This is a genomic window from Amycolatopsis umgeniensis (genome assembly GCF_014205155.1).
Lineage (GTDB): Bacteria > Actinomycetota > Actinomycetes > Mycobacteriales > Pseudonocardiaceae > Amycolatopsis > Amycolatopsis umgeniensis.
In genome coordinates, this window is the sequence record NZ_JACHMX010000001.1 from 677,699 (window position 1) to 701,841 (window position 24,143).

21 protein-coding genes are annotated in these 24,143 nt (G+C 68.8%); 4 read left to right on the top strand and 17 right to left on the bottom strand.

Annotated features, from left to right (window positions below; all coding sequences use genetic code 11):
- Positions 1–521: 521 nt before the first annotated feature.
- The 5 genes from HDA45_RS03015 to HDA45_RS03035 form a co-directional block, all read right to left on the bottom strand.
- Entirely contained in the window at positions 522–1,775 is a 1,254-nt protein-coding gene (locus HDA45_RS03015; protein WP_184891772.1) for a hypothetical protein, read from the bottom strand.
- Between the two features lie 205 nt (positions 1,776–1,980).
- On the bottom strand, positions 1,981–2,142 hold the full coding sequence (locus HDA45_RS03020; RefSeq protein ID WP_184891773.1) for a hypothetical protein: 162 nt from the start codon (positions 2,140–2,142) through the stop codon (positions 1,981–1,983).
- Positions 2,143–2,724: 582 nt separating this feature from the next.
- Positions 2,725–3,543, bottom strand: a complete 819-nt coding sequence (locus tag HDA45_RS03025; protein WP_184891774.1) for a tyrosine-protein phosphatase — start codon at positions 3,541–3,543, stop codon at positions 2,725–2,727.
- 174 nt (positions 3,544–3,717) lie between these two features.
- Positions 3,718–4,335: a GmrSD restriction endonuclease domain-containing protein gene (locus HDA45_RS03030; RefSeq protein WP_184905237.1), complete on the bottom strand. Its 618-nt coding sequence runs from the start codon at positions 4,333–4,335 to the stop codon at positions 3,718–3,720.
- A 332-nt stretch (positions 4,336–4,667) separates the two neighbouring features.
- Positions 4,668–4,991 carry a hypothetical protein gene (locus HDA45_RS03035; protein ID WP_184891775.1) on the bottom strand — a complete coding sequence of 108 codons (324 nt, stop codon included), beginning with the start codon at positions 4,989–4,991 and terminating at the stop codon, positions 4,668–4,670.
- Between the two features lie 470 nt (positions 4,992–5,461).
- Here HDA45_RS03035 and HDA45_RS03040 point away from each other — a divergent pair, with 470 nt between their 5' ends.
- Entirely contained in the window at positions 5,462–6,220 is a 759-nt protein-coding gene (locus tag HDA45_RS03040; protein ID WP_184891776.1) for a hypothetical protein, read from the top strand.
- A 233-nt stretch (positions 6,221–6,453) separates the two neighbouring features.
- Here HDA45_RS03040 and HDA45_RS03045 read toward each other — a convergent pair whose 3' ends face one another.
- Positions 6,454–6,894, bottom strand: coding sequence for a hypothetical protein (locus HDA45_RS03045; RefSeq protein ID WP_184891777.1), 441 nt, complete (start codon positions 6,892–6,894; stop codon positions 6,454–6,456).
- Between the two features lie 264 nt (positions 6,895–7,158).
- Here HDA45_RS03045 and HDA45_RS03050 point away from each other — a divergent pair, with 264 nt between their 5' ends.
- Together HDA45_RS03050 and HDA45_RS42995 are read left to right on the top strand one after the other, a co-directional pair.
- Positions 7,159–8,235 carry a hypothetical protein gene (locus tag HDA45_RS03050; protein ID WP_184891778.1) on the top strand — a complete coding sequence of 359 codons (1,077 nt, stop codon included), beginning with the start codon at positions 7,159–7,161 and terminating at the stop codon, positions 8,233–8,235.
- 60 nt (positions 8,236–8,295) lie between these two features.
- Positions 8,296–9,588 (top strand): pentapeptide repeat-containing protein, encoded by a 1,293-nt coding sequence (locus tag HDA45_RS42995; RefSeq protein WP_184891779.1) that lies wholly within the window; start codon positions 8,296–8,298, stop codon positions 9,586–9,588.
- On the opposite strand, the gene alr is transcribed toward HDA45_RS42995, so the two are convergent.
- From alr to HDA45_RS03095, 8 genes are read right to left on the bottom strand one after another with little or no spacing between them, the layout of a single operon-like run.
- Positions 9,515–10,657: an alanine racemase gene (gene alr, locus HDA45_RS03060; protein WP_184891780.1), complete on the bottom strand. Its 1,143-nt coding sequence runs from the start codon at positions 10,655–10,657 to the stop codon at positions 9,515–9,517. The two genes, HDA45_RS42995 and alr, sit on opposite strands and share 74 nt — an antisense overlap.
- Positions 10,654–15,534 carry a non-ribosomal peptide synthetase gene (locus HDA45_RS03065; RefSeq protein ID WP_184891781.1) on the bottom strand — a complete coding sequence of 1,627 codons (4,881 nt, stop codon included), beginning with the start codon at positions 15,532–15,534 and terminating at the stop codon, positions 10,654–10,656. The genes alr and HDA45_RS03065 overlap by 4 nt, the downstream gene beginning before the upstream one ends.
- Entirely contained in the window at positions 15,527–16,315 is a 789-nt protein-coding gene (locus HDA45_RS03070) for an alpha/beta hydrolase family protein (RefSeq protein ID WP_184891782.1), read from the bottom strand. Before HDA45_RS03070 ends, HDA45_RS03065 begins: the two co-directional genes overlap by 8 nt.
- Positions 16,315–17,433 carry an HAD-IIIC family phosphatase gene (locus tag HDA45_RS03075; RefSeq protein WP_343071965.1) on the bottom strand — a complete coding sequence of 373 codons (1,119 nt, stop codon included), beginning with the start codon at positions 17,431–17,433 and terminating at the stop codon, positions 16,315–16,317. The genes HDA45_RS03070 and HDA45_RS03075 overlap by 1 nt, the downstream gene beginning before the upstream one ends.
- Complete coding sequence (locus HDA45_RS03080; protein ID WP_184891784.1) at positions 17,430–18,542, bottom strand: acyl-CoA dehydrogenase family protein; 1,113 nt, start codon at positions 18,540–18,542, stop codon at positions 17,430–17,432. The genes HDA45_RS03075 and HDA45_RS03080 overlap by 4 nt, the downstream gene beginning before the upstream one ends.
- The gene (locus tag HDA45_RS03085) at positions 18,535–18,822 is read right to left on the bottom strand and encodes an acyl carrier protein (RefSeq protein ID WP_343071966.1); all 288 of its coding nucleotides are present in this window, start codon (positions 18,820–18,822) and stop codon (positions 18,535–18,537) included. The genes HDA45_RS03080 and HDA45_RS03085 overlap by 8 nt, the downstream gene beginning before the upstream one ends.
- Complete coding sequence (locus HDA45_RS03090; RefSeq protein WP_184891785.1) at positions 18,819–19,682, bottom strand: 3-hydroxyacyl-CoA dehydrogenase family protein; 864 nt, start codon at positions 19,680–19,682, stop codon at positions 18,819–18,821. Before HDA45_RS03090 ends, HDA45_RS03085 begins: the two co-directional genes overlap by 4 nt.
- Entirely contained in the window at positions 19,679–20,929 is a 1,251-nt protein-coding gene (locus HDA45_RS03095) for an MFS transporter (RefSeq protein ID WP_184891786.1), read from the bottom strand. Before HDA45_RS03095 ends, HDA45_RS03090 begins: the two co-directional genes overlap by 4 nt.
- Before the next feature lie 92 nt (positions 20,930–21,021).
- Between HDA45_RS03095 and HDA45_RS03100 the strand changes: the two genes are divergently transcribed.
- Positions 21,022–21,279 carry an acyl carrier protein gene (locus tag HDA45_RS03100; RefSeq protein ID WP_184891787.1) on the top strand — a complete coding sequence of 86 codons (258 nt, stop codon included), beginning with the start codon at positions 21,022–21,024 and terminating at the stop codon, positions 21,277–21,279.
- A gap of 40 nt (positions 21,280–21,319) precedes the next feature.
- Here the strand turns inward: HDA45_RS03100 and HDA45_RS42715 are convergent, their stop codons facing one another.
- From HDA45_RS42715 to HDA45_RS43165, 3 genes are read right to left on the bottom strand one after another with little or no spacing between them, the layout of a single operon-like run.
- Positions 21,320–22,297, bottom strand: coding sequence for a 3-oxoacyl-[acyl-carrier-protein] synthase III C-terminal domain-containing protein (locus HDA45_RS42715; RefSeq protein WP_184891788.1), 978 nt, complete (start codon positions 22,295–22,297; stop codon positions 21,320–21,322).
- Complete coding sequence (locus tag HDA45_RS42250; RefSeq protein ID WP_184891789.1) at positions 22,294–22,515, bottom strand: MbtH family NRPS accessory protein; 222 nt, start codon at positions 22,513–22,515, stop codon at positions 22,294–22,296. The genes HDA45_RS42715 and HDA45_RS42250 overlap by 4 nt, the downstream gene beginning before the upstream one ends.
- Positions 22,512–24,110 (bottom strand): thioesterase domain-containing protein, encoded by a 1,599-nt coding sequence (locus tag HDA45_RS43165; RefSeq protein ID WP_378317406.1) that lies wholly within the window; start codon positions 24,108–24,110, stop codon positions 22,512–22,514. Before HDA45_RS43165 ends, HDA45_RS42250 begins: the two co-directional genes overlap by 4 nt.
- Positions 24,111–24,143 lie beyond the last annotated feature (33 nt).

Below are 24,143 nucleotides of genomic sequence, written 5' to 3' on the forward strand. Positions count from 1 at the left end.
AACTGTGGCACGAACTCAACCCCCATTGGGAGTCGAAACCTAAGCGCGTGCCCCACACAGACCCCGGCCCACCGACAGTGCGGGTCATTACCAGCGGGTCTGCTTTACCTCCGAAAGAGTCCCGCGCCCGCTAGCCTGCGTCACGCCGCGCGACTCATCCTCGTTCCCGACCTCTCCGGGCAGTGACAGGACGAGCTGGAGACCACCGGTGCGGAGCACTGACACGCCCAGGTCGGGAGGCTCTCTTTACGGTCACCTCTTTGAGGTCACCTTCGACGTTTCCTCCGAGATTGCGGCGGGCCTACATACCGGAGACCTGACTCGCCACGGCGATCAGACAGAGCAGACGCAACGACATGGCCGCCGATCATGCCCTACCCGCCGAAGCGCGCGTCGCAACAGGTCGGATGCATGAACCGACTTCTGGAACCCCGCACCATCGACAGGGAGACCTCGGCTACTGGGGAAAGGAATCGGCTTCCCGGCCCGCCAGAGTTCTCGGACGCTTCAGACGGCGAGGATCACGGGGATCCCGCTCCCCCGGCCCGCGCCTCGGCGGCCGTGTACTCGACCCTGATCACGACCGACCGCTCGTTGGGCACGGTGAACTCGCTGTCGGGCACGACTTCCATCCGGCCCGCGACGTTGTGCAGGCGCCTGGTGACGTCGTCGATGCGGCCGGCGATCACCCGCTCGTTCCGCTCCGGGCTGCCGGTCTGGCTCGCCCGGCCAGTGATCCGCACCGGTTTCCGCCCGGAAACGATCAATTCACGCACCGGCGCCGGGACGGACGCCCACCACTCGTTCACCCCCAGAATGCCGTCGTTTCCGGACCTGAACCTGCCCTCGGCGGAATAGAAGATGGTCTTCATCTTCGTGATCTTCGGCGGGATCCGCACCCGGATGTTGATCGCGAAGCTGCACGTGACCGAGGTGGTACCACTCACCGTCATTCCGGCCGCGTGCGAATTGGCCTCGCTCACCGCATAGCTGCCGCCCGTGGTCACCGATCCCCCCACTCCGCCCGGGGTGGCGGCCCCGGTCCCAGATCCGGTGAGCGTGGTGGTCGTCGTCCTCGTTCCGGTGTCCGTCGTGGTGGTGGACTGAAGCGCCCGGAAGACGACGCTGACCGTCAGAGTGCCGGAATTCTCGCCGTCTCGTGAAGTGATGGTCGGAACCCCTTCGAGGTACCCGGCGGCACCGATCGTGCCGCCGGGAGTGGTGTTGACGAAGGCCACTCGGCCTTCCGGTGTCACCGTGAAGGGCGCCGAAACCCAATAGTCGATGGGACCACCACCGGCGTGGATGTGCCGTTCGTTCGTGCCGTAGACCTGGCCGATTTCCTGGACGATGCCGTGGTGGTGCCAATACCAGGGCAGCCGGAGCAGCACGGTTCCCGTCGCTCCGGGATCGACTTCGACCGTCTCCGTGGCGTTGCTGAGGAACCAGGCCGGGTGACTGACCGAGCGGTTCCCGTCGGCGACGTCGACGGACGCGTTGGCGTTGACCATCACGCTGCTGTCGTTCGTCCCGCCCCAGCCGGCGAAGGTACCTCGCTTGTTGACGTCGCGCTGGACGGGGAGCCCGGGCTTCTTCGCCCCGAGATAGGCGGTGACGGCTTTGTTCCCGGCGAGGCGTTGCAGGTTCGCCACGTTCGCCACGCCCGGCAGCACACCGGGCGGGAGCTTGTCTTCCGTGGCCCGGGGACGAGTACTCCGGTCGCGGGCCGGACCGGACGACCCGAGTCGTTGCCTGTCGACTTCACGCTCATTCATGAATGCGACACCTCGCCAACGTGAATTGCCGGAGATCGAACTTCACGCACGTTCCCGCAGCACAGCACAATACCGTCACACTGTTCGGGGCTCGCCGATCTGCCGGGGCGTCACAATGGGCACCATCGGCTTCCCTGTCGGGCAGACGCCACCCGGACGGGTCACTTCAAGGGGACGCTTGACTGCCGAAGAACGGCCGGAAGAATCATGCCGCTCCGCGTTCGAGCCCTCTTGGACCACCATTGCGCGTCAGCAGGAGCGGCCCGACGGCGTCGAACAGCGCTCGACCGATCTCCCCCGCGATGAGCGGCTCGGCCACATTCAGGGCCGACGTGACGACACTCGAGACCAGCAGCAGTCGCCGCACCGGCCGGATCACCTCCACCGAGTCGCCACGCAGCGAGAGCTGCCGGATCGCCGAAGCCCAAACGCCAGGACGTCGCCGAACCCGAACAGGAACGTCAACCCCACGATAATGCCGACGATCGCCGTGACCAGCTGCAGAACAGCGTCACGCTCAACCGGAAACCAACAGCTTCGGCAGACACGGAGTAACTCCTCGTAGCCAGCGTTCCAAGATCAACTGGCGATATTCAGGCGACCGGAACGCGTCCGAAGCCGCCCCAACGAGGTGGAACGAGAGACCGCGGACCTGCAAAAACTTCCCTGACACGGAAGAGGTCACTGGTTCAATCCCAGTATCGCGCGCCACCTGTTTTCACAGGACTGAAGCCCTGTCCCTCTTCGGAGGGGCGGGGCTTCAGTCGTTCAGGGCTGCCTCCACCTGTCCGTCATGGAAGATGAACGTCGGCAGGGTACTTCGCCAACGTCGTGGGCTCCAACCGCGTCCATGAGCTCCTCGGCGAGCGCCTCCTGTTCCGGGACGCGATGGCCGACGGCTCACGCATACCACCGCAGTACGGCCAGCCTGGACTGCCGTGGTGGGGTGTCAGACCAGCAGACGGGCCTTCAACGAGTCGATGGTCGCGTTGTCCAAGCGGAGTCCTTGGCGGGCGTAGGCGTCCATGGACCCGAAGAGATGGGTGACCTCGTCGAACGCCGCCCGCAGCCAGCTCAGTTCGACAGCCTTGGGGTCGCCCAGCTTGTCATTGCTGAGCATGAAGTCGGCCTCGATCGCCGCACGCGGCACACCGAGCAGGCTCAGCAGGATCGCCGTCCCCCAGCCGGTGCGGTCCTTACCCGCCGAGCAGTGGAAAACGGTGGCGCCGGAACCGTTTGCCGCGATGGCACGCAGCAGGTCGCCGAACGCGTGGTCCGCGCCCACGAAGTCGACCATGAACGGGTAGCCGATCGACTGACCCAGGTTGTCGGATCCGTTGAGCAACCCGGCCGCGATGGCCTTCACCAGCGTGACGGCGGCGTTGTCGTGGAACCGCAACCCGTGTTCGAGCGAGACCACGTCGGCCACCTGGTAGCGGGCACCCGGCGGCACCCGGTCGGGCTCGTCGTGGCGCTCCTTCACGTTGCGCAGATCGACATCCAGCGACACGTTCAACGCGGTGAGCCGCTGGACATCCGTGTCGGTGAGCCGGGAAAGCTTGTTGGACCGAAAGACCACGCCGGTGCGCACCGTGCGGCCGTCGGTCGTGGTGTACCCGCCGACATCGCGGAAGTTCCTGGCACCTTCCAAGGTCACCGCGTCGGCAACGACGCCGGGGGCCTCGGTGGTCGCCCACGCCGGCACGGCCGCTCCGCCGACGACCGCGGTCACCGCGGTGATGGCAACGAGTAGCTTCTTCACACGCATGTCGCTCCCTCCAACAACATTCGGAACAAACGCGAATAGTTCCCACAGAAGGCGGGGAGGACAACCGCAAACGACAAAGGATTCGCGGGGAGTTCAGCGCTTGGACACCGACACCTCCGCCGGGGCCCGGACCGTCCTGGGCTTCAGCGGCGACCGCAGGGTGCGGGCGGGTCGTCAGCATCGGTCGAGCATGCTCGACAGCGCGGTCCGTTCCGGGACGGTGATCGTCAGTCCGTACGCGTGTTTGACCACGATCCAGTCCGTGGCATAGGTGCACCAGAACGCGACAAGCGGCGGCTTCCACTCCTCCGGCGCCTTGTCACCCTTCTGCTGGTTGAGGTTGTCGGTGACCACCCGCAGCTGCGGCAAGGCCAGCTCGTTAGCAAACTGCTCACGCCGGGACTGCTTCCAGGTCTTCGCGCCGCTCACCCACGCCTGAGCCAAGGGCACCACGTGGTCGACGTCCACCTCGGACGCCTTCCGCCACGTCTCCCCGTCATAGACGCTTCGCCAGGTCCCGGACACCGCGGCGCACTCCGCGTTGACCCCGACGTCCGCACCGTCGCGTTTCAGCAGTTCCTCGCGGACGTTGCAGGTGCCGGACACGGTCTTCCAGTGCGGAAACTTCGCCCGGTCGTAACCATCGAGAACGCCGCGTACCGCGACCGACAACTCACCGAGACGCTTTCTCGCGTCGGTTACCGGGATTGTCGGCACCTCCCCGGCGGCCGTGCCGCTCGTGCCCGGCTTCACCGGGCCGGCGGGCGGAACCGCACAACCCGACACCAGCATCGCCACGCCGGCAACGGCGCACGCCACGGCATGACCGACACACCTGCTCCCGCCAGTCACGGTGCACACCTCATCGTCAACGGTCACGACTCTTCCGACCTGACCAGTCAACCGGGACGCGCCGTCCTGCGTGACCGGCGAACAGCGCAACTTCCGGAGGTCGACACGGAAGGCGCCGCTCCGCGACGCTTCCGCCATGATCGGTGGCGGCGAGCGGAGATCCCGCGGAGCGGCTGGATCCGTACCGATGAGCATCCGGTCGCTGCACTCAACTCGGCAGCGCCCCTGCGCCCTGTCCCCCATCGGCGGTTACACCGAGGGGGCAAGCTTTCTCAGCACAAGATGAAAATCGCGTCTGCCTTGTCGTGTGCCGCCGCCGGCAGGTCGCCCCAGTTACCGGGGAGGGATTCCCAGATCACGTCCCAGTAGCCCACCCAGTCCATCAGAAGCACGGTGTGCGTCGACTTGTTGTCGATCGACGCGATCTTGTCGATGGCAGGGGAACCCGCCAGTTTGTACAGACCGCAGGCGTTCTCCTGAAAAACCATGTTCCCGCCGGTGAGCCAGTCGTACCCGCAGAAGTAGTTCGCCGTACACGAGTCGTAATGCTGAACGCCTGCTTCGGATCCGGTCCGCGCTTCGGCCGCGGATGCCACTCCGGCTCCGGTACTGGCCGTGAGAACGAGAATCGCGCTGATCACGATGCCTACCGCAGCGCGCACACTTCTGGATTTCAAGTTGTCCTCCCGAATCGGAATCGCCTGCCACGGCGGGAGCCCTCAGTGGGCAAGTCCTGCCTTCGAACCCCCGTGGTGAGGTCACAGTGCACCGAAGCCTTTGAGGAAACCTTGAACAAACTTTGCAGCGCGAAGCCCGATCAGCTCTGTCGAGACCGAAGGGGCCCGGTTCGCTCCCGGCGGCAGGACGGCAGGACCTCACCAAGCGGCCAGATCCCGTTCAGGTCGGCCGTCAGGGTGTCAGTGCTCGCAACGATTAGGCCCGGATGACGGTCGGCACCACAGGTGTCCGCGAGCATCACCATGACGCCTACTGCGCCCGCGATGATCGCCCACCACGGTTCAGCGGTCCGGTAGGCTCCCGCCGACAACGTTGAGGGGGAACTTCGATGTCGAGATCTATCAGACCCGTGCTGTGGACTTTCGGGACGCTCGCCGTGGGCGGGCTCGTGTTCTGGCTGGTGTTGGCGTTGAACATTCCCTACCGAAGCACCGCTTCGCCGGAGACTGCCCCGGCCACCACCTCAGGGACCACGCCGGGCCCGCCGCTCATGTCGGCTCCTCCGGCGGACATGTCCGCGTGGGTCACCGACATCCGGCTGGGGCCGGACGACCACAGTGCGGTACTGCGTGTCGACCTGCCTGCCTGTGCCGTCGAACCGCACACCCAGATCACCGAAGCTGCCGACAGGATCGGCGCCGGCGTCTTGTTCCAGCCCGGGAACGGCCCGGATTGCAAGCAGGTCCCGACCGACTTCCCGATGAAGACAGCGGCATCGATCGGGAAGCGGCCGGTGATCGTCAACGCCGGGGACGCCTGGGGTCTGACATCCACCGACTGGAAGAAATGCGACAAGATCCTTGGTTGCGAACCGCCCACCGACCACTGCGACGCAGCATGGGTGGCGCAGGCGGAGTTCAGCGCGGAGGCCGAGTACCCGGGCACAACACGGGCGTGCGACCAGAACTGGCTGATCCATGACCTGCAGCGGCACAGCGGTCAGGCCCCGACCCGGGTCGTCTACCGCTGGGCCGGCAACGGCTGGATGAGCGTCGCCTCGGCGAAGGGCGGCGGCTGCGGCGAAATCCTCGCCGCCGAGCCGGCGTTCCCCACCCACCTCTGCCAGAATCTCACCCCTTCGTCGTGAGGGCAACGTGGCACAGCATCTCCGAATGCAGCGGGCGCGAAGGAATGATCAATCCCATTCCCCGTACCTTGGCAAGGTCTCGCCGCTGGCGGCACGTCACTCGAGGCTGACCTGAGGAGGTACCTGACACGGGGCGGCCTCCTCACCCACCCGTCGCCGGCCCAGGTGAAGACCAGGGCCGGCGAACAGGTGCTCTTCTCAGCGATCCCGTGATCCACTGTGGAATCGGCGGCTCACGCTGTGATCGGTGCGCAAGCCCGGTTCAGATAGGTCGCTCCCTCGAACAAGGCCGCACAGACGGTCACGATGTCCCGATCCACACTCTTGTTGATGTCGCGGTGGTGTTTTTCGTTCATCCGCTTGCCACCCCAGGAGTTACTGCTCTCGTCGTAGATCTGACCGTTGTCGTAGAAGAAGGTCACGACGATCTTCGGGTTTCCGACACCGCCGGCACTGAGGAATTCGCCTTCGCCCCACCAGATGGTGTGCCTGCTGTGCGCAGACCAGCGAACACTGAGCCAGCCGGTGCCACTCTGGATGAGCGTCGTACCTCCTCCTTCGGCCTGGATGCCCACCTCGCTCGCGGCCGGCGGAGCAGCCATCGCCGTTCCCGCTCCCACCAGCGACGCGAGCACCACCAGAGCGCCCACCATGAATCTCTTCAGCACGTTCACCGATGTTCCCCTCGCTCGAATGGAGGATCTGGATCCTCTTGACACTCGCCAAGAATCACCGGAAACCCAACGGAGAACCACCCGGTTAAGGGCTCGCTTAATCGGCTGTCGAGCAGATTCCCTCCCGCTATGATCGCGGCAACGTGTCCTGTCAAGGTCAGATGACGCAGACTGTCCCGGCCCCGTGAGCGATCGTTCGAGACGCTAACCCACTGATCATGAAGCACCTTGGGGGGACACGTGAAACGTCGACTTCATCTTGCCGTGGTTCCGGTGGTCGCCGTCCTGCTGGCCGGGACGGCGCCCGCGTCCGGTTACGCGGCACCGCCGAGCACGCCGGGAGCGAACACCCCGGCGAAGCTGTGCGCCGAGGCTCTCGCGGTCACCACGGACGCGGACGGGGACAACCACCATTCGTTCCGGATGCCCAACGGGCTGCTGGTGGACCAGGTCGTACCCGGTCGGACCTTCGACCCGGCGACAGCGTCCCCCGCCCGGCTCACGAAGGTCGGATTGCCCGCCCGGCCGGACTCCGACGCCGTGGCGCCCGGCGAGCTCAACCGGGCGGACTGGGAAAAGGTGGCGCGCGGGCTCAACCGAGCGACACCGAAACCGCCCTGTGTCAAGCCGGGTGTCCATGCCACGACCCACTCCACCAACTACAGCGGCTACCGCGCGACGGCCGCGTCCGGTGAAACGTATTCGGGGGCGCACAGTTCCATCACGGCGCCCAGTTACTACGCGTCGACGTGCTCGGACGAGAGCATGACGCAGTGGGTCGGCGTGTCCAACGACACCGTCCTGGTGCAGGCGGGCGTCTATGTCACCCAGGCCACCGGCGCCGTGGAGTCGGGCGGCTTCATCGAATTCGTCCGCGGATCTTGGGACACCGGAGGCGTGGTCGACATCGACGTGCCCTACGTCGCCGGCCATCGCTACTACCTCGATGTGCACTACGCGGACCGCTACAACTGGTCGCTGACCGTCTCGGATCTCGACAACGGCCAGAACTTCTCGGGATTCTGGACCCATCCCACTGGAGGCGGCACAGACTACCTGCAGCCCTTCGCGTACTTCGTGTCCGAGCGGCTCACTTACACCCTCGGCTCTCAGAGCTCGTTGACCCAGTACATGAACCACTCGGATGTCCGGTTCCGTGCGGCGACCGCCAAGATCCATGGCGCGGGCGACGCGCGACTGTCCATCCAGCGACCGGATCAGCAGATCATGCTCTCGCCGGGAATCGGCAACCAGCGGTTGTCGAACCCGGACCCGCTGGAGGTGAGCGCCAGCAACTTCACCGAACACTGGGCTCGCTGCGGCGTGGTCGAAAGTCCGTAGGGACAGGCGCGTCGGATCACGAGGTGGAACGGCGGCGGGTTCGTCGACGAAGATGAACAGGTGAACGACGACCTGTCGAAGAACAAGGTGCTGTCGAATCGGGCGATCGCTTGGTGTGCGGTCGCTTTGATTCTTCTCGCCCTCGGTATCAGCTGGCCGTTGCTGGCGGTGTACGGCCTCGGGTTGGAGGCGATCCGCACAGTCGGCACGATCGTCCTCGGAGCCGGTGGAGCGGTCGGTCTCCTGCTCGCCGCCCGGCGGCAGCAGACCGCCGAGCTGGACCTGGTGGAGAAGCGGCGAGATCTCATCCACAAGGAACGAGTCCAGCTGCACGCGGAAGCCGTCGCCGCGGACACGCTGGCCCATCAGCGGCACCTGTCCAGCCAAACCGAGGCGGACGCCGCGGCGCGACGGATCACCGAGCTCTACGCGAAGGCCGTCGAACAGCTCGGGTCGGACAAAGCACCGGTTCGCCTGGGCGGGCTCTACGCGCTTGAGCGGCTGGCCCAGGACACCCGATCGCAACGAGAAGCAGTGATCAATGTGCTGTGCGCCTACCTCCGCATGCCCTTCGAACAAGCCCTCGACTCCGGGCAGGACACACCGGCCCGGTCCGTCGTCGCGCAGGAACGTCAAGTACGGATCGCCGCCCAGCGGATCCTCGCCCAGCACCTGCGGCCCGGGTCACCACCGGCGGACACGTTCTGGCCCCACGTCGATCTCGATCTGACCGGCGCCACCCTGATCGACTTCCACTTCGAGCGATGCCAGGTCAGATCCGCCCACTTCACCGGCGCCACCTTCGTCGGCGACACCGACTTCGGCGGCACGACCTTCCTCACCCACGCCGAGTTCGACAACACCGTCTTCGGCGGCAGCGCACGGTTCAGTGACGCGAAGTTCGTCAAAGACGCGAGGTTCCGGGACGCGCGATTCCAGGAGCCCGTCCGGTTCCGCGGGAGCACCTTCCACGGCGTCGCCCGGTTCACCGACAGTGAATTCCTCGACGACGTCTGGTTCGGTAGCGCCGTCTTCCGCGGTGAAGCCTGGTTCTCCCGTGCCACGTTCCGCCAGGACATCAGGTTCCCCGACGCCGCCTTCCTGAAGGACGTCAAATTCCGCGGAACGGAGTTCACGCGCCCCGCGAACGAACACCACAAGTTGTTCAAGGGAAGCTGGGCACGACCGGCAAGGCACTCGAGCTGGCCGGAAGGATGGACGATGTCAGCCGTCGACACCCGACCCTGGCCTGACGCGGGGAACGGATGGCACAAGCTCCTCATCGACTCTCGACGTCGATCGCCGGGCGAACAGGGGAATAGCGACGGGACAGACCGGGGGCGATCCTCGTGACAGCCTCGTAAACGGAGGTGCCCGACCATTGGGCGATCTCCTCCGCGGTGACTTCGGTGTCGGTTCCGGCACCGTCCCGGCCGAGCAGGATCACCTCGTCGCCGACTCGCACGGTGGTGTCGCCACAGTCCACGATGACGTGGCTCATGCCCACGGCGCCGGCGATCGGTCTACGGCTGCCGTGCACGATCACCCGCCCCCGGTTGCCCGCGAGCCGGGGAAGGCCGTCTCCGAAGCCGACAGGCACCACGGCGAGTGTCGAATCCGTCTCGAGCCGGTAGCGCAATCCGTAGCCGACTCGTTCGCCCTCCCCCACCCGCTGGGTGGCGACGACGCTGCTGCGCCAGGACATCGCCGGACGGAACCCGGTGAGCCCGGGCACCGACGAACCGGGACGCAGCCCGTACAGCACGGCACCCAGCCGCACCATGGTGAAATGCGTCCTGGTGTCGCCCAGGGCGGCGGAGCTGTTGGCGGCGTGCACATGCCGGGGTTCGACACCGGCCGCGCGCAGTCGCTCGACAGTGGCGGCGAACAGCTCCCGCTGAACGCCGAGCTGTGGGTCGCCGGGGTCGTCCGCGGTGGCGAAATGCGTCCACACCCCGGTCACGCGCAGGCCCGTACTCTCGGCCCGCAGCGCCATCTCGACCGCGTGCTCGGGGGCGACGCCCAGCCGATGGAGTCCTGTGTCGATCTTCAGGTGCACGTCCAGCGGCGTGGAGCGCGCCGCCGCGGCCAGCCGGGCAACACCGTCGGGGCTGGCGATGGTCGGTGTCAGCCCGGCCTCGATCGTCGCGATCTCCTCCCCTGGCGCCGGCTCGGTGAAGACGAGGATCGGCGTCTCCGGTGCCACCGCGCGCAGCGGGAGCGCCTCCTCCAGGAACGCGACACCGAAGCACGCGACCCCGGCGGAATCGAGCGCTTGGGCGACAGCCGTGGCGCCATGTCCGTAGGCGTCGCATTTCACCACGGCCATCACGTCGGCCCCGGACACCAGTCCCTTGGCCGCGGCCAGGTTCGAGGTGATCGCGCCGAGGTCGATGTCGACCGCGCTACGCGGCGGGATCACAGCTTGCTCCTGAGGTGACGGGCCAGCGCGGCGACGCTCGGGCTGGCGAACAGCTGACGCAGCGGCACCTCGACGCCCAGGCTGCGGCGTACCCGAACCACGTATTGGGTCGCCAGCAGCGAATGTCCGACCTCGAAGAAGCTCTGGTCGAGGCGGGCAGGCGGGCCGCCGAGCACCTCCTCCCACGCCGTGGCGAGCGCGGACTCCACCGGGTCCAGTTCCGTGACGGACTCAACGGCTTCCATCGCGGGGAACTCGACCCGACGCAACGCGTTTTCGTCCACCTTGCCGTTGGAGGTCATCGGGAGGGAATCGGTGATCGCCAGCCGGGCGGGCCGTTGGTGGGCGGGCAGTTGTTCGGCCAGGTACGCGGTCAGTTCGCCGATCGTCGGCGAACCGCCCGGCGCGGGCACGACGTGCGCGGCCAGCCAGTCGTCTTCCGGGCGCGGGCCCCGGCAAGCGAGCACCGCCGCCTCCCACACGTCGGGATGGCCGGTGAGGACGGCCTCGATCTGGGCGGGTTCGATGCGGTGGCCGCGCAGGTTCAGTTGCCGGTCGCGGCGGCCCGCGAGTTCGACCGTGCCGTCCGGCCGGTATCGCGCCACGTCCCCGGTGCGATGGATCCGGTCTTCGGCGTCCTGTCCGAACATGCTGACGGGAAAGGGATCCGCATCGGTTTCGTCGAGGTAGCGCAGCGCCAGGTACGGCGACCGCACCACGAGCTCGCCCGGTTCGCCGACGCCTGCCTGCAGATCCGCGTCCGTGATCACCAGGAGCTGGGCTTCGGCGGTGCCGCGGCCGATCGGCACGTGCGGGCTCGGCGGGCAGGGTGAGGCGACGAAGTGGCCGGCGGCCTGCGGGGTTTCCGTCTTGCCGTAGAAGTTCACCGGCACCGCTGAGGGCGCCCACCGCGTCATCGACCGGACCTGGGCCGAGGACAACGCCTCGCCGCCGAAGAACAGCCACCGCAGCTCCGGCGCCGCCGAGTCGGTCGCGGTGGCGAGCATGGTGCCCAGGGTCGGGGTGAGATGTGCCGAAGTGATCCTGTTCGACCGCAGCCAAGCCGCCAGCTCGGCGGGTTCGCCGCGGGTCTCCTCCGCGGGGAAGTGGACTTCGCCACCCACGACCAGACCGGCGAAGCAGTCCCGCAGGATCGGGTCGTGCCCGAGGCCCGACAGCACCGCGAACCGGTCGTCACCGGACAGTTCGAACCGTTCCGCCTGCCATCGCAGGAAGCGGCACAACGGCGACTGGGCGCTCAGCACCCCTTTGGGTTCCGCCGTCGTGCCCGAAGTGAAGAGGAGGAAGGCGGCGTCCGGCACGGCGGCGAGGCCCGCTTCCTCGAGAACCCGCCATGGATCGTCCACAGTGGACGAACTATGGTCTTCCGGGCGGATCACCGTGACACCGTCGAGTGTCACGGCCGACAGGTTCAGCACGGCGGCGGGCCGAACCCGGCGCATCCGCCGGTCCAGCCACGCCCGCGGGTACGTCGGGTCGAGCAGCGCCGCCACGGCTCCGACCGCCGAGACAGCCAGCATCGACGCGGGCAACCACGGGGTCCGGGCGCCCAGTACCGCCACGGTGTCACCGCGGCCGATCCCGGCGGACCGCATCGCCTCGGCGGTCGCGGCGGTCCGTTCGACGAGTTCGCGGTAGGTCCATTTCCCGTCCGGACCGGACAGTGCCACCCGATCCGGGTGGGCACGGGCGGCCGTGACCACCTGGCTCACCAGACTCGGCACCGGCTCGGCTCGCACCGGTCGCCGCGGGTCGGGCAGCAGGCTCCGCATTTCGTCCGTCACCAGCGAGATCCCGGAAAGCCGCCGTCCGACGTCGCCGGTGAGCGCGCGCAGCACCGCGAGGTACTGGTCGGCGACCCCGCGCATCCGCTCCGCGCTGAACAGCTCCGCGTTGTGGATGAATTGGCACCGGACCCGGTCGCCGTGCTCCCATACGTACAGGCCGAGGTCCAGCTTGGCGAACGCCTCGTCCCCCTGCTCCCGCCGCCAGCGCAGACCACCGCTGTCCCATTCGTCCCGGCGCGGCATGATGTGGTTGAAGAGCACTTGGCACAGCGGCGAGCGGCTCAGGTCCCGCTCGGGGCGCAGCTCTTCCACCAGCCGTTCGAACGGCAGATCCTGATGGGCGTAGGCCTGCAAAGTCGTCTCCCGCACCCTGGCGAGCAGCTCCCCCACAGTCGGTTCGCCCGTCAGGTCCGCCCGCAGCGCGAGCTGGTTGACGAAGAACCCGACCGCCGACTCGGTCTCCGGGCGGCTGCGGCCCGCGATGGGAGCGCCCACCAGGAACCGCTCCTGCCCGGAAAGCCTGCCCAGCAGGAGAAAGAAGCCCGCCAGCAGGACCATGAACGGTGTGGCGCCCGCGTCGCGGGCGGTCGCGCGGACCGCGGCGACCACCTCGGCCGGGAGGTCCTGCCACAGCACCGATCCGCGATAGGACTGCACGGCGGGCCGCTGCCGGTCCGTCGGCAGGTCCAGGATCTGCGGACATCCGGCCAGCGCGCGCTTCCAGTAGGCGAGGTATCCGTCCACGGCCTGGCCGGTCAGGTGTTCGCGTTGCCAGGCCACGAAGTCCAGGTATTGGAAGGCGGGCGGGGCCGGTACCGGGACCGGCTCGCCCAGGTTGTGCGCGTAAAGGTCGCTGAGCTCGTCCAGGAGCACGTCCATCGACCACGCGTCGACGGCGATGTGATGTGCCGTGATCACCAGCAGGCTGTCGCCCGTGTCGAGGCGCAGCAGCAGTGCGCGCACCGGAAGGTCGGCGACCAGGTCGAAGGGCTCGTTCGTCTCCCGCGTGATCACGTGCACGGCCGCGGCGGCGTCCGGCGGCCGGACGACCCGCAGGCGTGCCTCCCGGCCGTCGACCACGCGCTGGCTCGGCTTGCCGTCCTCGCTGCCGAACACGGTACGAAGCGCGTCGTGCCGGGCGACGAGCGCGTCGAAGGCGTCGGCGAGTGCCGTCTCGGACACCGCGCCGGACAGCCGGATGATCGACGGCACGTTGTAGAGCGCGGTGCCCGGCTGGAGTTGTTCCAGGAACCACAACCGTTGCTGGCCGGGGGAAAGCGGCGCCGGACCGACAGCGTCCACGGCGGCCGTGATGGGCGGCGTTCCTGCCGTGGTGCGCCCGAGCAGTTCCCGGATTACCGGTTCCAAGGACGCCGGGGTGCGATGATCGAAGACCGCGCGCAACGGCAGGTCCACGCCGAACTCGCGGTTGAGCCTGCCGACGAGCCGGGTCGCGGACAGCGAGTGCCCGCCGATGGCGAAGAAGTCCGCGTCCGCCCCCAGATTCGCGCCGTCGTGGCCGAGCACCTCCGCCCAGACGGCGGTGATCTTCCGCCCCAGTGGCGATTCGGCCGGACGGCTCCGCCCGCCGGACAGACCGGCCCAGTCCACGGGCGGCAAAGCCTTGCGGTCGAGTTTGCCGTGCGCGGTGACGGGAAGGTCGCCGAGGACCACGACGGCCATCGGCACCGTGTGCTCGGGTAGCGATTTCGCGACGAAGGCGCGCAACGACGAGCCGTCCGGCGCGGGGTGGCCGTCGGCGGCAGTCACGTAACCGACGAGCCGCTGATCGCCGGGCGCGTCCTCACGCAGTACGGCGGCCGCCCCGCCCACCGAGTCGTGCGCCAGCAACGCCGCCTCGATCTCACCGAGCTCGACCCGGAAGCCGCGCACCTTGACCTGGTCGTCCGAACGCCCGAGGTACTCCAGCGCCCCATCGGGACGTTCCCGGACCAGGTCCCCGGTCTGGTACATCCGCTCGCCCTGCCCGGCGAACGGACACGGCACGAACCGGTCGGCGGTCAGCCCCGGTTTGCCGTGATATCCCCAAGCCAGCTGGGCGCCCGCGATGTACAGCTCACCGATCGCACCGGGTTCGACCGGCCGACGCGCCGGGTCGAGCACGTACAGCCGGGTGTCGCGCACCGGTTCGCCGATGGCGACGGTCTCGGCGTCCTCGACCGGATCGAAGCGCCGGTGCGACACCTCCACGGCGGCTTCGGTGGGACCGTAGAGGTTGTGCAGTTCGGATCGCGGCAGCAGCTCCGTGAACCGGCGTGCCACCGCGGACGGCAGGGCTTCACCGCTGCAGAGGACACGGCGAAGGGACGTGCATCCGGCCGCGGCGGGATCGCTCAGGAACATCGTCAGCATCGACGGCACGAAATGGGCGGTCGTCACCTCTTCGGTCCGGATGAGACCGGCCAGGTACGCCGGATCGCGGTGCCCGCCCGGTTTGGCGACCACCAGCCGGGCCCCGGCCAGCAGCGGCCAGAAGAACTCCCACACCGAGATGTCGAAGGACGCGGGTGTCTTCTGCAGCACGCTGTCTCCCGGCCCGAGCGGATACCGGTCCTGCCCCCACAGCAGCCGGTTCACGATGGCCGAATGCGGGACGACGACGCCCTTGGGGCGGCCGGTGGAGCCCGAGGTGTAGATGACGTAGGCCGGGTCGCCCGCGTGCGGTGGCCGGATCCGCCCGCCGCTCTCCGGGTCTTCCGCGGCGGCGAGCCCGCCGACCTCGGTCGCCGTCAGCACCGCGTCGGGCGCGGAATCCTCGAGCAGATGCGCGATGCGCTCCGCCGGGTAGTCGGGGTCGACAGGGACGTAGGCCGCCCCGGATTTGGCCACGGCGTGGATCGCGATCACCAGTTCGAGCGACCTGGGGATGGTGAGGGCCACTTTGGACCCCGGCCCGATCCCCCGGCGGGCCAGCGCTCCCGCCACCCGCCGGGCACGCGTGTCGAACTCGCGGTAGGTCAGGACTTCGCCTTCGAAGGCCACCGCGGCGGCGTGCGGCGTCCGCGCGACCTGCTGGTCGATCAAAGAGGCAAGGGTGGCGTCAGACATGGCTCGCCCCCGCCTCGATCATCTCGAACACCAGCTCGCGCACGGCGTCCGCGCCCGGGAGCTGTTCGGCGGACAGCTCGAGCCGCCGGACCGAACGCGGATCGACCAGCCCGGCGGGGATCTCTCGGTCCTGCGACATCAGGCACCGCACCACGAGCGCGTCCCCGGCAGGCGTGTGGTGCGCGGTGGCGAGCAGGAAACCGAGCCAGGCCCGGTACCTGGCGACCAGTTCGGTGGTGATGGCGTCCGCGTCCTCGGCGTCCATGTCGTTGTCGGCGGCGAACGCGGCCGCGTCGATGGCCAGCTGCGACGCCATGGCGCGCAGCGCGGTCCCCGGATCGCCCTGACAGTCGACGTCGGCCACCGGCGGCTCAGAACGGCCGAAGGCTCGCCGCCGATCTTCGAACGACCGGGCGACACTTGCGGACGTCGGCCGGAGCGGGTCGAGCAGGACGACGAGCGGGGCCCGGTCACCGACCGCGGCCAGTTCCTCCGCGAGCGCGACGGTCAGCGTCGCGGCGGTGCAGTATCCGACCACCGCGATCGGTTCGAGCCCGGCCGCCTGCTCGGCGTAACCGCGTGCCATCGCGGGCAGCGACACGTATCCGGACGCGGCGGTCAGGTCGCCGAGCGGGTCGATCCTGTGCAGCCCGAGTCCCCGGGTTTCCTTGGCCAGTAAGGAATCGAGGTCACGCCCGAGTTCGATCCCGGTGAAGCTGACCGAGAGCACGTTCGCCCGTGCGCCTCCGGCCACTCGCTCGATCGACGACCGCGTGCTCATCACGATCCCTCCCCCATCCGGTTGTCCGGCAACGGTTCCCAGTCGACCGGCGCGCCCGCGGCGACGGCCAGCGGCGGCGCGACGACCCGCATGGTTGGCGGTGGCTGCTGCCGCGAAGGCACCAGATGGAACACGACGGCCGCGTCGTCTTCCGAGCGCAGGTCCGCGTGACACGGGCAGCCGTCTTCGGCGAAGCCCGCGAAACGGTAGGCGATCTCCATCATGCGATTGCGGTCCGTGGCACGGAAATCCGCGACGAGGTGCACGCCGGCGGCGGCGGTCTGGTCGGCGAGCCAGCGCAGGATCACGGCGCCGACGCCGAAGGAAACGACCCGGCACGAAGTCGCCAGCAATTTGAGCCGCCACACGCGTTCGGATTTCTCCAGCAGGAGTACGCCGATCGCGCCATGGGAGCCGAAGCGATCCGTGAGCGTCGCGACGAGGACTTCGTGACCGGGGTCGTCGACCAGCCCGCGCAGGGTCTCGTCCGGATAATGCACGCCCGTGGCGTTCATCTGGCTCGTGCGCAGGGTCAGCTCCGCCACCCGCGCCAGCTCCCGCTCCCCGGCCCGGTCGACGCGCAGCACCATGTCCAAGGAGCGCAGGAACTGCTCGTCCGGTCCTTGGAACGCGGCCCGCCCGGCGTCGCGCCGGACGTTCGCCTGGTACATCCGCCGCCGCTGCCGCGAGTCCGCGGTCACCGACGCCGGGGTGAACTCCGGCCGGTCGAGGAGGGACTCGGCCTCCTCCGCCGCGTACAGCCGGACCTCGGGCAGGTGGAAGTGCACCTCGGCCCGCTCGGCGGGCTGATCGTCGATGAACGCCAACGTCTTGTGGGCGAAGCCGAGTTCGTGCGCGATCGCGCGTACCGAGTCGGATTTGCGTCCCCAGCCGATTTTCGGCGCCACGAAGTACTCCGCGATGCCCAGCTCTTCGAGCCGTGGCCAGGCGTGCTCGTGATCGTTGCGGCTGGCGATGGAGTTCAGGATGCCCCTGGCGTCTAGTTCGACGATGACGTCACGGATCTCCCCGGACAGCCGGGTCTCCCCCGCTTCGAGGAGAATTCCTTGCCACAGCGTCTGATCGAGGTCCCAGACCAGGCATTTCACCGTGCTCACGCCCATACCGTCACCGCCTGTTCGGCCAGGATGAGTTCACAGATCTCGTTGCTTCCTTCGATGATCTCCATCAGCTTCGCGTCGCGGTACGCCCTGGCCACCACCGAGCCGTCCCGCGCGCCGGCCGAGGCCAGCACCTGCGTCGCCCGCGCCGCGCCGTCGGCGGCACGGCGCGCGGCCACGTGCTTGGCGAGCACCGCCGACGGGACCAGTTCCGGGGTGCGGTCGTCCCAGTGTCCGCTGGCCTGACGGCAGATGAGGGTCGACACCTGTTCGTCCACCAGGAGTTCGGCAAGGTGGCGGGCGACGAGCTGATGCCCGGCGAGCGGTTTGCCGAACTGACGTCTGGTCGCCGCGTGCTCGCAGGCGGCGGTGAGGCACGCCCGCAGGATGCCGACGCAGCCCCACGCGACGGAGAGCCTGCCGTAGGTCAGCGCCGAGGTGACCAGCATCCCCAGCGGCTGTCCCGCCCCGCCGAGCACACTGCCACTCGGCAGCCGGACGGAATCCAGCCGGATGTCGGCGTGGCCGGCGGCGCGGCAGCCCAGCGGGTCGGGCCGCCGCTCGATCCGCACTCCGGGCGCGTGGGTCGGCACGATCACCGCGGCCGCGCCGTCGGCGTAACGGCCGAACACCAGGATGAAATCCGCGTACACGGCGGCAGTGGTCCAGACCTTCTCGCCCTCGATGACCACGTTGTCCCCGTCCGGCCGGATCCGGGTGGTCATCGCGGACAGATCGCTGCCCGCGTCCGGCTCGCTGAACGCCACACAGGCGATGGCACCCGAGGTGAGCCGCGGCAGCCATTCGGCTCGCTGCGCGTCATCGCCCAGCCGGGCGACGCACCACGCCGCGATGCCTTGGGAAGTCATGACACTGCGCAAGGACGAACACCGGCTGCCCACCTCCGCCGTGAGCTCACCGCAGCTCAGGCTGTCCATGCCCAGCCCGCCGTAGGCCTCGGGCACTTGCGGGCAGAGGACACCCTCGGCTCCCATCCGGAGCAGCACGTCGGCCGGGAGCTTCCCCGCGACGTCCCAGTCCCCCGCCGAATCCCCGACGAGAGCGGCGGCCAGCTCACGGGCGGCCGTCCACCGCGCCTCAGTCATCGCGTGCCCCGCCGAGCCGCACCAGCAGGGCGACCATCGCGTCGACCGAGCGGAAGTTGTCCAGCCGCAGATCGTCGCCGGCGACCGTCACGCCGAACTCCCGCTCCAGGTGGACGACCAGTTGCAACGCGAACAACGACGAGATCAGTCCCGCCGAGAACAGGTCCTGCGCCGGGTCGACGGTGGACTTCGTGCTCGCCTCGAGGAACTCGGTCAAGCTCCGCCGTGCCTGACCGGCGGACAGCGTGCCGGGTGTCTGAGGGTCGATGGTGTGGCTCACGATGTGCTCCGATACTCGAAGAATCCCGACCCCGTCTTGCGGCCGAGGTGACCTGCCCGCACCTTGTCGAGCAAAAGGGAACTCGGCCGGTAGCCAGCGTCGTCGGTGCGCGACGCCAGCACGGTGAGCGAGTCCACGACGTTGTCCAGCCCGATCAGATCGGCGGTGGCCAGCGGGCCGGTGGTGTGGCCGAGGCAGCCGGTGAACAACGCGTCGACCGCTTCGGGCGTGGCTTTGCCCTCGTCGACCACCCGGGCGGCCTCGTTGATCATCCGCTGCAGGATCCGGTTGATCACGAATCCCGGCCCGTCCGCCACCACCACGTACTCGAGGCCGAGCGCGGTCAGGAACGTGCCCACCGCGGCGAGCGCGGCTTCGCCGGTGCGCCGTCCGCGCACGACCTCCACGGTGCGGATGAGGTACGGCGGGTTCATGAAATGAGCACCGACGAGGTCCTCTGGCCTGTCGACGGAGCCGGCGAGTTCGTCGATGGGGATGGCCGAGGTGTTGGTGATCAGCAAAGTGCCCGGTCTCACCGCCTCGGACGCCGCGGCGAGCGCCCGCACCTTCGGCTCGATGCGTTCGGTGACCGCCTCCACGACCACCGTCGCGCGGTCCAAGCCCTCGACCGAAGTCGCCGTCTCGATCGCTCCCGCGGTGATGTCGCGCGGCAACGCGCCCATGAGCTGGGCGAGGCGTAGCTGCCCCGGGACGGTGGCGAGGGCGCCGGCGAGCTGGTCGGGGTCGGTGTCCACGAGCAGCACCGGACGGCCGCGCCCCGCGGCGAGGGTGGCGATCCCCCGGCCCATCACCCCGGCGCCCAAGATGGCGACGGGTCCGGCGTCGGTTGGTTCGGTCATGATTTGCGCGCCTCCGTGAGATCGGTGTGCCGTAACGGCGAGAACCAGGCGACGGCGGGCGCGATCGCCAGCCCGACGCAGCCGATCGCGATCCCCGCGTACAGGCCGAAAATGCTCGTCGACACGCCGCCCATCAGGGCGCCCAGCGGACGCAGGCCGCTGCCGACCCAGCGATGCGCGGCGGTGATCCGCGAACGCAGACCGTCCGGGGATTCGTTCTGGCGCAACGTCCGCGAGGTGACGTTGTAACAGACGGTGGAGAAGATCGCGAGACACTGCGCGGCGCAGGTCAGCACCTGGCCGGCGAGCCCGGGGCTCAGCAGCAACACCACCGCTTCGCTCGGCCCGCCGAAGAACACCGCCACCAGCAACAGTTTTCCGGTGCCCAACCTCGAATGCAGTCGTTTCACCAGCAGTGAGCCCAGAATGCCGCCGAGTCCGGCGATGCCCATGACGAGGCCGTACGCCGCGGGTGACCACTGCAGCGAACCGACCAGGTACACCACCAGCACGGCCTGGATCCAGAAGATGAAGAAGTTGTCGACCGAGTTGACGATCATCAGGACGCGCAGGACGGCGTTGTGTCCGACGAACCGCAACCCCTCGGCGATGTCCTTGCGCAGGGTGGTGCGTTCCACGGGGCCGTCCGGACGTTGCTCCCGTGAGCTGATCCGGTTCAGCGTGAACGCGCTGTAGAAACTCGCCAGCACGCCGAGGCCGAGCGTCACCGGCGCGCCGAGCCTGCCCACGAGGAACCCGGCGATCATCGGCCCCGTCGTCGTGGCGGCGGAATCGGCCAGCGACAGCTTCGCGTTGGCATCGATCAGCTGCGCGTTCGTGACCAGATGCGGGGTCAGCGACAGATGCGCCACCTGCGACACGATCCCGAAACCGGTCGACACGAACCCGGCGACGCACAACGTCGGGATCGACAACGCGCCGCTCCACCACAGCAGCGGCACCGCCAGTATCGCGACGCCCTGGCCGACGTCGGCCCACATCATGATCTTGCGTTTGTCGACCCGGTCCACGACGGCGCCGATGGGCAGGGTCAGCAGGAGCGCGGGGAGCATCGAGGACGCGGAAACGATCGACGCGGCCAAGCCGTTCGCGTGCAGGGTGACCACGGCGACCAGGCCCATCGCGACCGGAACGACGGCCGTGCCCATCATCGCCACGGCCTGCCCGGCGAAGTACGTCCGGAAATTCCGCTGCCGCAACAGGGAAGTCTCTTGCTCTACCGTCACGCCGGTCCTTTCACCGATGGAATCCCCGCCCCGTCATGGCCTAAAGTCGTTCCGAGACAGCTTGTTCCACGCCGACGGGAAGCGGTGAGCGCATGTCGCACGGAGAACACACCCCGGCCGACCGACAGGATCTCGACGGGCTCGTCCTCGGCATCTGGCGTGAGGTCCTCAGTGGACCGGTCGGCCCCGACGACGATTTCTTCGCGCTCGGCGGCGATTCCATCAAAGCGGGCCAGATCGTGGCGCGGCTGCGCAAGCAAGCGCGGACCGGACTGTCCCTCGCCGAGTTCCTCGCCGAGGTGAGCACCCCGCGCGAGCTGGCCGCTTTGGTGCGCGCCAAGGCAGTCTGAGCCTGCCCGGCGTATCCGCGTCGCGATCGGACCCATGCGATCACACCTCGACCAGCATGGAGCTCCAGGCGGCGGCCGGGCTGTTGTTCATCACCAGGACGAGATCGCCGGGTTCGAACTGACCGGAGGTCACGCCCGCGTCCAGGTTGGCCATGACGTCGACCGGACCGAGATGGCCGTAGCCCGCCAGGTTGCGCTCGCACACCTTCGCGATCTCGACGTCGAAAGCCTCTTCGTAGAACCGGAAGGCGCCGGTCGAGACGTTCTGCATGAGCACGTGGTCGACGTCGGTCATGGCCAGCCCGTTCCGGTCGAGCACCTGCCGGTTGAGCCGGTCGAGCCGGTTGCGGCTCTCGAGAGCCAGCTCGAACGAGTACCGCGCGGGATCGGCGCAGACCTCGCGCCAGCGTTCCGGTGGCACGCCCCGGTACTCCACCCGGAACAGGTCCCAGAACCGGCCGTCGGTCTCCACGACGACGTCCACGATGCGCAGTGCGGTGGCCCGCGGGCGCAGCAGCACCGCGAGCCCGGCGTCCCCGTTGACCGTCACCGGTAGCCGGATCCGACCGGGGCCCGGGCGCACGCAACCGTGCGCGACCACCACATGGCGCCAGTCCGAAGTGGACAGAAGCAGCGACCGGGCGGTCAGCAACGCGGTCGAGATGGACGCGCATCCGAGGTCCGACACCGAGAACGACAGGGCCGAAGACAGGCCGGTCTCGTGCTGAACCCTGGTCGACTCGGAGGCCATGAGGTACTCGGGTGCCCGGCCGCCGATGAGCAGCAGCGCGTCGACCTCACCGGGCCGCAGACCGGTCCGGTCCAGCAACGCCCGCACCGCTTCGACGGCCAGATCCGTCCCCTGGCTGTCCCCCGCGTCCGGCACGGAAGCGATCCCGAGGCCGTCCACGAGCGTCCGGTCCGGCTCGGTCAGGGCGGCGTACTCGGCGAGGTCACGGATCGGGGTCCGGTCCTCGGGCAGCCACACCTCGATCGCGTCGATCCCGACCGCGGTCACGGCGTGCTCCCGCTCGCGGCCGCCCTGTCCCGCACGCTCTTCGGGGTGATGTCGGTCCAGACCCGTTCGATGTGGCCGAGGCAGTCCGTCCGGGTGCCGGTGTAACCCACCGGCCGCCAACCGGCAGGCGGCTCACCGGTCGCGGGCCATACCGAGTACTGCTCTTCGTGGTTGATCACGACCTGGAATCGGCCTTCTCGCGGCTCGGCTGCGGTCACAGGACCCTCCCGATGATGTCGGCGATCGCGGAGTGGTGCCGGCGCATCATGGTGAAGTGATCGCCGGGTACGGAATGGACGGTGACCTCGCCGGTGATGAACTTGCGCCAGCCGAGGTCCTCGGCCCGGTCGTCCGGGCCCTCGAACAGCGGTGACTCGGCCCGGATCACCACCGCCGGACCGGCGTACCCGGCCCACCGGTAGTCGAGCAGCGCGAGGTCGTTGGCGCGCAACACTTTCGTCATGGCGCCGATCTGGTGCCGGGTCATGGTCGGCGGCAACCGCCCGGCCTCTTTCGCCGTCTTGATGACGGCCGTCAACCGTTCCCGCTCGGACAGCCCGGCGAGCGCGCCGACGTCGACGCTGAAGTCGGAACCGGCGGTGAGCAGGTTGACCAGCAGCGCCGATTCCCGTTCCGGGGGCGGCTCGGGGTCCAGTTCGGTGTTCGCGTCGATCAGTACCAGCGGCGCCACGCGGTCACCCACCGCGCTGAGTTGCCGGGCCATCTCGTAAGCGATCACCGCGCCGAACGACCAGCCGACGAGACGGTACGGCCCCGTGGGCTGGACCTGCCGCAGTTCGCCGACGTACCGGGTGGCCATGGCCTCGACGGTCGGATCCGGGTCGAGGCCGTCGTCGAGACCGACGGCGGGCACGCCGATGACCGGATGCCCGGCGGGCAACGCCTGCGCGAGCGCGAAGTACGGCTGGACACCACCGCCGGATGGGTGTGGGCAGAACAGGGCGGGATGCTCGCCCCCGGCCCGGATCGGCACCAGCCGACCGGCGGTGGTGTCCACGTCGTGCCCGGCGCTCACGGCCATGAACCCCGCGAGGTCGCGGAGCGTCCGGTGCGCGTAGATGTCCCGCAGCCGCAATCGCACGCCGAGTTCCCTGCGGATCTCGGCCAGCACCTGCAACGCCAGCACGGAGGTGCCACCGAGTTCGAAGTAGTCGGCGTCGGGCGGTACCTCGCCGACTCGCAGCGAACCGGCCCAGACCCGGGACAACGCCTGTTCGTAGTCCGCACGCGATGTCGGCGGCCGGTCGGATCGCGGCGGCACGAGGGCGGGTGCCGGTGACGCCGTGTCGCGCCGCGGGGGCGTGACCCAGCATCGCGTCGGCTCGAAGGAGTAGCCGGGCAAGGAAACCCGGCGGCGCTCGGCACCCTCGTGCACGACGTCCCAGTCCACGTCCAGGCCGGAGACGTAGAGGTCCGCCACGCGGGCGAGCACGTCGTCGCCGCGCACCGAGTCCAGATCGCAGACGAGGACATCGCCGCCGGGGTCGTCGCTTCCGCGCTCTCCGTCTTCGGAGCGCATCGCCTCGGCCAGCGCCGCGGGAAGGCTCGCTTCGCCGCGGGCGAGCTTCGCCAGTGCCGCGGAACCCGACACCAGCGTCGTATCGATCCCCCACGTCCGCATGAGGCGCAGGAACGCGTGGCTCCGGGAGAACCACGCCGTCGTGGCCTCGTCCACCTCGTCCGGTGCGGCCTCGACGCACTCGGCGACGGCCGCCGCGTACACCGCGTACCGTCCGGCCAGCAGGTCCGCGTCGCGGGCGCTCGGGCCGGCGCCGGGTACGACCGTCCACATCGGACGTCGTGAGCCCGACGGTGCCGGGCCGCC

What these genes read in the sequence shown, in the direction of transcription:
- HDA45_RS03015 (WP_184891772.1), bottom strand. Translation starts at nt 1,775, where the DNA reads ATGAATGAGCGTGAAGTCGACAGGCAACGACTCGGGTCGTCCGGTCCG.
- HDA45_RS03025 (WP_184891774.1), bottom strand. Translation starts at nt 3,543, where the DNA reads ATGCGTGTGAAGAAGCTACTCGTTGCCATCACCGCGGTGACCGCGGTC.
- HDA45_RS03030 (WP_184905237.1), bottom strand. Translation starts at nt 4,335, where the DNA reads ATGCTGGTGTCGGGTTGTGCGGTTCCGCCCGCCGGCCCGGTGAAGCCG.
- HDA45_RS03040 (WP_184891776.1), top strand. Translation starts at nt 5,462, where the DNA reads ATGTCGAGATCTATCAGACCCGTGCTGTGGACTTTCGGGACGCTCGCC.
- HDA45_RS03065 (WP_184891781.1), bottom strand. Translation starts at nt 15,534, where the DNA reads ATGTCTGACGCCACCCTTGCCTCTTTGATCGACCAGCAGGTCGCGCGG.
- HDA45_RS03070 (WP_184891782.1), bottom strand. Translation starts at nt 16,315, where the DNA reads ATGAGCACGCGGTCGTCGATCGAGCGAGTGGCCGGAGGCGCACGGGCG.
- HDA45_RS03080 (WP_184891784.1), bottom strand. Translation starts at nt 18,542, where the DNA reads ATGACTGAGGCGCGGTGGACGGCCGCCCGTGAGCTGGCCGCCGCTCTC.
- HDA45_RS03090 (WP_184891785.1), bottom strand. Translation starts at nt 19,682, where the DNA reads ATGACCGAACCAACCGACGCCGGACCCGTCGCCATCTTGGGCGCCGGG.
- HDA45_RS03100 (WP_184891787.1), top strand. Translation starts at nt 21,022, where the DNA reads ATGTCGCACGGAGAACACACCCCGGCCGACCGACAGGATCTCGACGGG.
- HDA45_RS43165 (WP_378317406.1), bottom strand. Translation starts at nt 24,110, where the DNA reads ATGTGGACGGTCGTACCCGGCGCCGGCCCGAGCGCCCGCGACGCGGAC.